Here is an 8,792-nt window from a genome sequence, read left to right as displayed (position 1 = left end):
TGGTGTAGCAGCATTCTCGTTAAGGTTTAGGAAAAGATATGCATAATTCAGGCTTATATATGTATTAAGCGAAAGTTTTTCAGATCCAGCACGTGTTCCTAATTTAAAAATTAATACTGATCCTATCTCAAATATTCGAAGTATAAAAGCTAAAACTACTTCAGGATTAATGTTAAGCTCCGGTTATGGCGGTGGCACTGCCAACATGGAATATCAAGTTGATACGGGAATGGCAATTAACCTTTTTTCACCAACGCTTTCTACTCCCTTTACACAACTTGTACCTGGGCAAAAGAGTGCGCCTAATATCACAAATCTATTTAAAACTAAAAACGCAATTCATACCTTTGCTGGCAGTTTATATCGTCGAACCGAAGTCTACAAAAAATTTGGATTCCAGACTTTTAGAAATACAGAAAGTACTGGCTCTCAAAAGCTGAAATATAACAAAAAAATTGAAAAAAGCAATTTAATTGGCGATGATGAAGCGTATAAAGACGCTCTATGGCAAGTTAAGCAACAAAAATCGGGTCAATTCATTAGTCTCGTAACAATGCAAAATCATTTACCATTCACAAATAAGTACTATCACGATCAGTATACTGTTTCTGGCAGTGCAACTGGATCCAATAAGCAAACAATTGAAAACTACGTCGAAGGTATCTCCCTAACGGACAAGTCCACTGCCGCATTTTTAAAGCAGTTAGATAAGCTGAATAAACCGATTACCGTCCTCTGGTATGGTGATCATCTCGCTGGCATTTATTCGGGTGACAGTATGGCACAATACAACGTTCCATTACACGAAACGGATTACTTTATCTATAGCAATCGTTACGCTCGTGCCCATGGTCAGAGCCAAACCGTTAAATCCAGTACGAAAGTTGTAAGTCCAAACACCTTCAGCGCATTAGTGTTAGCGCATATGGGACAAAAAGTATCACCTTATTATGCCTTTCTGACTAAGGTGCAACAGAAACTTCCTGCAATGGCCTTAGATTCTCAAGGAGACGCTGATGGGTTAATGGTCAATCAAAAGAATAAACAAATTCACTACAAAGATTTGACTAAAAAACAAAAGCAACTATACCGCGATTATAAATTGATTCAATATGATTTAACCGCTGGTAAACAATATCTTGTTCATACCAAAAACTTTATGAAATAACAAAAATAAGCGAATTTATCCGTATGGGTAAGTTCGTTTTTTATTTTAGTAAAACAATTTCAACCGTGTTTCTTCCTATTATAGTAAGTTAGTTTGAGCCAAAGCACGCTCAGCTTTCCCTAAATGGTAACAATTGCCGCAGGCTTAGTCTTTTCCCTTTTAACCAGCTTCAAAACTGGCTGTACGGTTTAACCCATATTTCCCCTGCACCCGTATTTTGAGTAAAATTCACTTAAAACATCCACCGATATTTCTACCTAGCCAAGACGATTGCATCCCTCTATAATAAAGTTACGTATTTAACGCGTATTTCAATTTATACTTTTGGAGGATTTTATGAAAAAATGGGTTAAATTAGGGCTCACTGCCCTAGCTGCTTTATCATTGGGGACCTTTACCGGGCAGCAAGATCACGCACTGACAACCGCTACCCCCGTTGCGGCTGCTACCAAGCATTCGCAGGCTCACCTAGCGAAAACCAGCCAAGCGAGCAATGCTGCTTTACTGAAGCGCAGCTACACCAATGAGCAAACGGTAACGGTTAATGACGACAAGCCAACCTTTACCAAAAAAGACCTGAGTACGAAAAATGGCGGCTGGCAAGTTTACAGTAATCTCGACACGCTTAATCGGCCAACTGCTGCCAATGCTTTGATCACCAAAAAAATGATGCCCACTGCAAAGCGAGAACCGCTGACGGTGGATCCCACTGGCTGGCACAATAAAAAGCTTAAAAGTGGTTACTTGTATAATCGCTCCCACTTGATTGGTTATCAGCTCACCGGTCAAAATAACAATCCTAAAAATTTGATTACAGGGACGCGGTCGTTAAATTCACCTGAAATGTTACATTATGAAGATGATATTGCTGACTTTTTGAAAAATAATCCTGGCAAGTATGTGCGCTATCAGGTAGTCCCTGTTTTTAAAGGCGATGATTTAGTCGCCCGTGGGGTCCATATGCAGGCAAAATCAATTGGCAGCAATCAAATTAAATTTAATGTTTATATTTTCAATATTGAAGCTGGCGTAACGATCAATTACGCCACTGGTACCAGTCAAGTCAGTGCCAGCGCTGCGGCAACGACAACCAGTAGCAGCACCAGCACCCCTGACAATACAACGACCGAAAGCCAGACGCAAACTGATACCACAACCTCATCGGAAACTGCCAGCAGCACTGACACCAATGATGTGAACACAGCTACCCAAGGGCAGATCGTCGGTAACATCAACAGTAAGATCTACCATGTACCTGGTCAAGCCGGCTACCACATGAATGCAGCAAATGCCGTTTACTTCCAAACGGAACAACAGGCTCAGGCGGCTGGATATCGCAAAGCACTGCGTTAATATAATAAAACAGGCATGTTAACGGTCAAATGACGGTTAACATGCCTATTTTTTAGCCTTCATGGGGTTGCCAATGAATCTCAGCTTCTGCACAGCGCTGGTCTTGGTTCATGATGACATGCCGGGTGATCAACGCATCGTCAGTGGCCACTTTCTGATATTGACTGGTTGGGACGTTGCCATATTGGACTTCACGTTCATAACGAATCACCACGTGCACAATATCATGCTGGCTCAGGAAGTCGTAACCCAGATGATCCAGCATCCAATCAAAATAATGGCTGTTATTCACATGCTGATTACGATCAATGTCAAAATAGCGTACCCGATAAGGTTGGGCCGCACTGGCCTTGTCTGGTGCAACGTGGGCAATTCGCGGTCGGCTAAGCACGCCTTTTATTTGTTCGGCTTCATAAGGCGCAATAATTTCTGGAATAATCGCACGCATTTTACGGGTTTGATAATCCATCATCACCCACATACTGTGAATGGTCACCAGACGCTGACCGTCTAAAGTTTCCACCCATAAATCACGGTAACAGAAGAATTTATTGTACGCCGTGGCAACTGTGCCAAAAGTGACCGTTTCACCCACTTTTGGCATACGTTGAATCGCCATTTCGTACTGAGTGACCACCCAGCCTACCCCATGACGCTGGACTTCAGTGGCCCCAACGCCAAGTTGATCATTTTGCTGGCCAGCCACCAGCAGCGCCACATTGATCAGCATGGCCAACGTCATTTGGCCTTTGGTATTTCCTTCATAATAATGAACTTGATGTTGGGTGCAGTAACGTTGTGCCATGTTTTGTCATCCTTTCTAAAAGCCGTGATAGTCTTGATAAACCTGTTGCTTTGGGACACCGCGTTGCTTGGCCACTTGCTTAATGGCGGCCTTAGCTGGCTGCCCTGTTTCAACCAGCGCAGCGACATAATCATGATTGTTTAATGCTGCATAAGGATCAGCTGCAACCACTGGATGCGCATTACCAGCAACTAACACGACAAATTCCCCACGCGGTGCTTGTTCTTTAAAATAAGTCAGCACTTCGGCCAGACTGCCGCGTAAAAACTCTTCAAACTTTTTCGTTAACTCCCGGGCCAATACCACTTGTCGGTCGGCACCAAACACGTCAGCCATGGCCTGCAGGGTTTTCACCAAACGATGCGGCGCCTCATAAAAAATCATGGTTTCTTGATGCTGATTTAGCGCGGTTAATTCCTCAACTTGCTGGGACTTTTTCCGATTTAAAAAGCCGTAAAAATAAAATGGTTGGGGCACTAACCCTGACGCAATCAAAGCAGTTACCCCTGCACTGGCCCCTGGCAACGGCACTACCGGAATATCGGCTTTGATTGCCGCTGCCACGAGTTCTTGACCGGGATCACTAATGGATGGCATTCCCGCATCACTTAACTGGGCCAGATCGTCCCCTTTTTGTAAATATGCTAACAACTGGGGAATTCGTTCCTGGGTGTTGTGTTCATGAAAACTAATTTGCTTGGTTTGAATGTCAAAGTGGTTCAACAATTTCTGAGTATTACGCGTGTCTTCTGCCGCAATTAAAGTGACTTGCTGTAAAATATGAACGCTACGCATGGTCATATCTTCAAGGTTCCCAATTGGGGTCGGCACCAAATAAAGCGTCCCTGTGTCATGGGCGGCAAAACTTTTTTGTGATTGCATACAAATATCCTCTCATCATAAAAAGCGCGGCAAGCCGCGCTTTAAGTTGCTAACGTTCACGGTAGATCACTTCGACACAAAAAACACAAGGTTCATCATTTTCGCGCCGGGAACCGTAAAACTGATTACAAACGTGAAAGCCTTCTTCATAGAGCTTTTCTAAATTGGCCCGCGATTTTGATAATTGCGGCTCTTGAGACTGTGGTTTAGAAGATGCTGCCTGCGCTTGCAAGTTTTCCAGTTCTTGTAAGTGCTCCCGTAAATGTTGATTTTCGATTTCTAATTCAGCGTTATGCTCTAAAATTTTAGTCATATCTTGCTTCATCACATCGATTCGCGCCAACATTTTTTGGGTATTTTCTTCTAGCGCGAGAAAACTATCGTACAATTCGCGTTTATCCACAGTCGCTTCACCTTTCTTTATGCGGAACCTTAATTTCATCTAGGTCATAATTGATTGGGACTTCATGACCATCTAGCTTAACTTGTAAGACATGTTCTAACAAATTCATCCCAACGATCCGACCGCCACCATCTTCGGTGATCACCCGACCACCATAATCCGGCATGGCCTTTTTCGCTACTTCGTATTGCTGATCTTCATAGGACAAACAGCACATCAACCGACCGCAAATACCTGAGATCTTAGCTGGATTCAAGGACAGTTTTTGATTTTTCGCCATTTTGATCGATACCGGTCCGAAATCCCCTAGGAAGCTAGTACAACAAAGTTGCCGGCCACAAGGGCCAATACCGCCTAGAATTTTCGCTTCATCCCGAACCCCGATCTGGCGTAATTCAATCCGGGTTTTAAAAATGGCAGCTAATTCACGCACAAGAACCCGAAAGTCCACTCGATTATCGGCTGTAAAGTAAAACAACAATTTGCGCCGGTCTAAGGTATAGCGACTGGCAATCATTTTCATGGGCATTTCTGCTTTATTCACCAATTCCTTGGCCGTATTCAAGGCTTCGTCCGCAGCCACTTGATTGGCATGCCGATGGGCCAAATCCTTTTCATTGGCAAGCCGAGAAAATTGCAGCCGACTTAACGCCACTGCGTCTTGCGCCACATCAGCAGTTTGGATCACGATCCCGATTTCTTCACAATTATTTGCGGTTAGTACCACCACATCGTCTAGGTCAAATGCGTCTGGATTTGCCAACAAATGGATCTTACCTGATTTATGTAAACGAACATACATCACTTGCATGTTTGATCAACTCCTTAAAAACGTGCCCGTAAAGCCCCTTAAATCACATGTGGCCCTAATAATTGCAACGTCAGCGTCTCTAAGACGTTTTGAAAATTCACGTTGCCTTGCCAATGACGCTGAGCCGCTAAAATTTGTTCCAAAGCGGTTCGTAACCGGAACCCCGTTTGGGTTTCGGCCCACTGTGTCAGCGCCTGGTGCTGTTTCGGAAAACTTAATGCGTCTTCCTGTCCAAAGTGTACCGCTAATAAATCTTGATACGCAAGTAAAATTATGGTTAAGGTTAATTCTTGTTGGTCTCGTTCCTTGACCAACGGCATGATCTGTGTCTGCACACTGACAAAGGCTTGCGCCTGCTTTTGCTGAATCTGGGTCACCCATTTCCAAATGGCGCTGACCAGCCCTTCAAAATAATCACTGGCTAACAAAGCTTGCGCAGCAGACACACTGTTGGTTAAATGTGCCAGTAGCGCCGCGGTTGGCTCAGAAATATCAGCGGCTGTCATTTGAGCCACTAATTGTGCATGCGGCAAGTCATGAAAATCAATTAATTGCAGCCGTGAACGCACGGTGGGTAAAATCAATTGCTTGGCACTGGTGGTTAAGATCAAATAGGCTTGCGGTGACGGTTCTTCCAAAAATTTTAATAACCCATTGGCCGCACTGGTGGTCATTTTTTCTGCCGACTGAATAATGAAGATCCGCTGATTTGATTCCACCCCACGCTTACTGAGCTCTGCTTTTAAGCGCCGCACCGCATCGATTTTAATGGATTGCCCGTCTGGTGACACCACTAACACATCCGGGTGATTACCACTTAAAATCCGCTGACACTCTGGGCACGTTAAATCAGGTTGCCCATCAGTGACATGCTGGCAAAATAAACGCAGGGCCAACCACTGGGCAAGTTCCGCTTTACCGGTTCCTGCAGTGCCAGCAAATAAGTAGCCTTGGCTTAACTTGCCCTGCGCAATAATCTGCTGAAAGGTTGCTAACAATTGCGGCTGTAAGGTTTCAATTGGTAAGCTCATATTAAAATTGCTTAAACTGTTCAACTGGCACAACAAACACGGTGGCGCCGCCAACTTGAACTTCCACTGGAAAAGCCGCTTCGCTATCCAATGAATTATCTAAATTAACGGGTGGTGTCATAAATTGTTCCCGTTGATGCGAGGTTTGTTGAATGATTTCTAATACTTTATCGACCCGTTCATCGGCGATCCCAATTAAAAAGGTCGTGTTCCCTGACCGTAAAAAACCGCCACTTGACGATAATTTAGTGGCCCGAATGTTGTGATCAATAAACTCCGAACTTAAACGATTACTATCTTTATCTTGAACGATTGCAATGATCATTTTCATGATGATTCCCCACTCGCTTTATTAAAATAATGTTGGTAAAGCTTGCTTCAAAGCAGCTTGACTGGCATTGATCACATCTGCCAACGGTTGGCTGGCATCAATCACTTTGATCCGGTTTGGATCAGCTTGTGCCAACCGCAAATATTCTTGCCGCACCGTTTGATGAAAGGCTAAGTCTTCCTGATCCAAACGATCATTTTGCTGTTGCCGCTGAGTGGCAATGCGCTGTAGCCCTAACTCAGACGGAATGTCCAAATAAATCGTCACGTCAGGTGTCAACCCTTCAGTGGCAAATTGGTTCATCTGTGCCACGGCTTCAACCCCAATGTGCCGGCCAGCCCCTTGATAGGCCAACGAGCTATCCACAAAACGGTCACAGATCACGATTTGACCTGCTGCCAATGCTGGCCGAATTTTTGTCATAATGTGCTGGCGCCGCGCCGCGGTATACAATAAGGCTTCCGTCCGCGCATCCATTGCCGTATTCGCCGGATCTAAGATCAAACTGCGAATCGCTTCCGAGATCGCATTGCCACCAGGTTCACGGGTTAATACGATCGGCAAACTGGCAAGTTGCTGCAACTGTGGTAACAATGCTCTTAACACACTGGTTTTCCCGGCACCGTCTGGTCCCTCAAATGTAATCAATGTTCCTGTCAAAAATTTCAGCCACCTATCTGCTTTAATACTACTTTTAGTTTACTTTAATCTCTGGCAACTGTCCACGGCAAAAGCGCAAGTACTCAAAAAGGCCGGGGAATCCCCCGACCGAGTTGGTTAGCTTAAAAAATCATGTTCTGTCCCTGGCATGATCCGCGTATTCCGTGTGCCGCGGCGCCGTGCTTCACGATACAGAAATAAATACTTTGCCCGCGCCACTTGACGCTGATTCAACATTTCGCCATCGACTTCTGCCACCGTATCCACAGCAGCTTTACTCCGATTCCAGTCTTGCATGGCACTGGTTAACGTATCGAGTAACTTTTGATCGTAAGTTGCTTTTAAATGAGAACGATTCGAAATGGACCGTTTGCGAAACATGATCACACCCGCTTTCCAAAGCTACTAAATCTCCTGTCGTCCTTCCACTGCTTTTAACAGGGTCATTTCATCCGCATACTCAATGTCACTACCAACTGATAACCCATGGGCTAACCGGGTGACCTTAATGCCAGCTGGTTTGATCAACCGAGATAAATAGGTCGCCGTAGCCTCACCTTCTGGCGTAGCGTTTGTGGCAATGATCACTTCTTTAACAGCTTCGTTTTGAAGTCGCTTTAACAAGCTAGCAATATTTAAATCTTCTGGCCCTTTGCCATCGATTGGGGATAACACCCCTTGCAGCACGTGATAAAGCCCTTGATACTCATGCATTCGTTCCAGTGTCATAATATCTTTGGGATACTCCACCACTAAAATCGTGCTTTGATCACGCTGCCGGTCTTGGCAAATGTCGCACGGGTCGTCTTCAGTAATATTGCCACAGATACTGCAATAATGCAGGTCACGCTTAGCGGCAATCAGCGCCTTCGCAAAATCCGTCACATCATCCGCTGGCATATCAATGGTAAAAAATGCCAACCGCGTGGCCGTTTTACTGCCGATTCCTGGTAACTTCATATAACTTTCAATCAACTTTGCAATTGGTTCAGGATATTGCATCAAATGCCCCCGCTCTTAAAGGCCAGGAATGTTTAAGCCTTGTGTGTATTTGCCCATAGTTTGTTCGGTTGTTTTGTCGATTTGTGTCATGGCGTCATTAACCGCCATTAAAATCAAATCTTGTAACATGTCTGGATCGTCTGGATCAATGGCTTCTGGCTTAATATTAATATCTGTCATTTTTTTATCGCCAGTAAAAGTCACAACAACCGCTTCATCGCTGGCCTTCCCTGTAAAAGCACTGCTATTTAAGTCAGCTTGTGAATCTTGCATTTCCTTTTGCATCTTTTGCATTTTCTTCATCATGCCTTGCATATTTCCCATTCCACGCATCATTGTACATCGT

General features: G+C 44.4%; 12 protein-coding genes. 2 read left to right on the top strand and 10 right to left on the bottom strand.

The features are described from left to right. The first annotated feature begins 55 nt into the window (after window positions 1-55). Together FC07_RS04570 and FC07_RS04565 are read left to right on the top strand one after the other, a co-directional pair. On the top strand, window positions 56-1,168 hold the full coding sequence (locus tag FC07_RS04570) for an LTA synthase family protein (protein ID WP_155797848.1): 1,113 nt from the start codon (window positions 56-58) through the stop codon (window positions 1,166-1,168). Window positions 1,169-1,504: 336 nt separating this feature from the next. After that, window positions 1,505-2,521 carry a DNA/RNA non-specific endonuclease gene (locus FC07_RS04565; protein ID WP_083483202.1) on the top strand — a complete coding sequence of 339 codons (1,017 nt, stop codon included), beginning with the start codon at window positions 1,505-1,507 and terminating at the stop codon, window positions 2,519-2,521. Window positions 2,522-2,573: 52 nt separating this feature from the next. Here the strand turns inward: FC07_RS04565 and FC07_RS04560 are convergent, their stop codons facing one another. The 10 genes from FC07_RS04560 to FC07_RS04515 form a co-directional block, all read right to left on the bottom strand. Beyond that, window positions 2,574-3,326, bottom strand: a complete 753-nt coding sequence (locus FC07_RS04560) for an acyl-[acyl-carrier-protein] thioesterase (protein ID WP_057903945.1) — start codon at window positions 3,324-3,326, stop codon at window positions 2,574-2,576. A 15-nt stretch (window positions 3,327-3,341) separates the two neighbouring features. Beyond that, complete coding sequence (gene rsmI / locus FC07_RS04555) at window positions 3,342-4,208, bottom strand: 16S rRNA (cytidine(1402)-2'-O)-methyltransferase (protein ID WP_057903944.1); 867 nt, start codon at window positions 4,206-4,208, stop codon at window positions 3,342-3,344. 49 nt (window positions 4,209-4,257) lie between these two features. Beyond that, window positions 4,258-4,611, bottom strand: coding sequence for a DNA replication initiation control protein YabA (locus FC07_RS04550; RefSeq protein ID WP_057903943.1), 354 nt, complete (start codon window positions 4,609-4,611; stop codon window positions 4,258-4,260). 7 nt (window positions 4,612-4,618) lie between these two features. After that, complete coding sequence (locus tag FC07_RS04545) at window positions 4,619-5,422, bottom strand: PSP1 domain-containing protein (protein ID WP_057903942.1); 804 nt, start codon at window positions 5,420-5,422, stop codon at window positions 4,619-4,621. Window positions 5,423-5,460: 38 nt separating this feature from the next. Beyond that, entirely contained in the window at window positions 5,461-6,453 is a 993-nt protein-coding gene (holB, locus tag FC07_RS04540; protein WP_057903941.1) for a DNA polymerase III subunit delta', read from the bottom strand. Between the two features lies 1 nt (window position 6,454). After that, window positions 6,455-6,784 carry a cyclic-di-AMP receptor gene (locus FC07_RS04535; protein WP_057903940.1) on the bottom strand — a complete coding sequence of 110 codons (330 nt, stop codon included), beginning with the start codon at window positions 6,782-6,784 and terminating at the stop codon, window positions 6,455-6,457. A 21-nt stretch (window positions 6,785-6,805) separates the two neighbouring features. After that, window positions 6,806-7,444 carry a dTMP kinase gene (tmk, locus tag FC07_RS04530; RefSeq protein WP_057903939.1) on the bottom strand — a complete coding sequence of 213 codons (639 nt, stop codon included), beginning with the start codon at window positions 7,442-7,444 and terminating at the stop codon, window positions 6,806-6,808. 117 nt (window positions 7,445-7,561) lie between these two features. Next, entirely contained in the window at window positions 7,562-7,825 is a 264-nt protein-coding gene (locus FC07_RS04525; RefSeq protein WP_057903938.1) for a YaaL family protein, read from the bottom strand. Window positions 7,826-7,849: 24 nt separating this feature from the next. Further along, window positions 7,850-8,446, bottom strand: coding sequence for a recombination mediator RecR (recR, locus tag FC07_RS04520; RefSeq protein WP_057903937.1), 597 nt, complete (start codon window positions 8,444-8,446; stop codon window positions 7,850-7,852). Between the two features lie 15 nt (window positions 8,447-8,461). Further along, window positions 8,462-8,782 (bottom strand): YbaB/EbfC family nucleoid-associated protein, encoded by a 321-nt coding sequence (locus FC07_RS04515; RefSeq protein WP_057903936.1) that lies wholly within the window; start codon window positions 8,780-8,782, stop codon window positions 8,462-8,464. Window positions 8,783-8,792 lie beyond the last annotated feature (10 nt).

The organism is Loigolactobacillus bifermentans DSM 20003 (genome assembly GCF_001434575.1).
GTDB classification, from domain to species: domain Bacteria; phylum Bacillota; class Bacilli; order Lactobacillales; family Lactobacillaceae; genus Loigolactobacillus; species Loigolactobacillus bifermentans.
This window is presented reverse-complemented; position numbering and strand designations above follow the sequence as displayed.

Excerpts from the sequence above, each read along its gene's own strand:
- FC07_RS04525 (WP_057903938.1), bottom strand. The coding sequence starts at position 7,825 with ATGTTTCGCAAACGGTCCATTTCGAATCGTTCTCATTTAAAAGCAACT.
- rsmI (WP_057903944.1), bottom strand. The coding sequence starts at position 4,208 with ATGCAATCACAAAAAAGTTTTGCCGCCCATGACACAGGGACGCTTTAT.
- FC07_RS04545 (WP_057903942.1), bottom strand. The coding sequence starts at position 5,422 with ATGCAAGTGATGTATGTTCGTTTACATAAATCAGGTAAGATCCATTTG.
- recR (WP_057903937.1), bottom strand. The coding sequence starts at position 8,446 with ATGCAATATCCTGAACCAATTGCAAAGTTGATTGAAAGTTATATGAAG.
- holB (WP_057903941.1), bottom strand. The coding sequence starts at position 6,453 with ATGAGCTTACCAATTGAAACCTTACAGCCGCAATTGTTAGCAACCTTT.
- FC07_RS04535 (WP_057903940.1), bottom strand. The coding sequence starts at position 6,784 with ATGAAAATGATCATTGCAATCGTTCAAGATAAAGATAGTAATCGTTTA.
- FC07_RS04515 (WP_057903936.1), bottom strand. The coding sequence starts at position 8,782 with ATGATGCGTGGAATGGGAAATATGCAAGGCATGATGAAGAAAATGCAA.
- FC07_RS04565 (WP_083483202.1), top strand. The coding sequence starts at position 1,505 with ATGAAAAAATGGGTTAAATTAGGGCTCACTGCCCTAGCTGCTTTATCA.
- FC07_RS04560 (WP_057903945.1), bottom strand. The coding sequence starts at position 3,326 with ATGGCACAACGTTACTGCACCCAACATCAAGTTCATTATTATGAAGGA.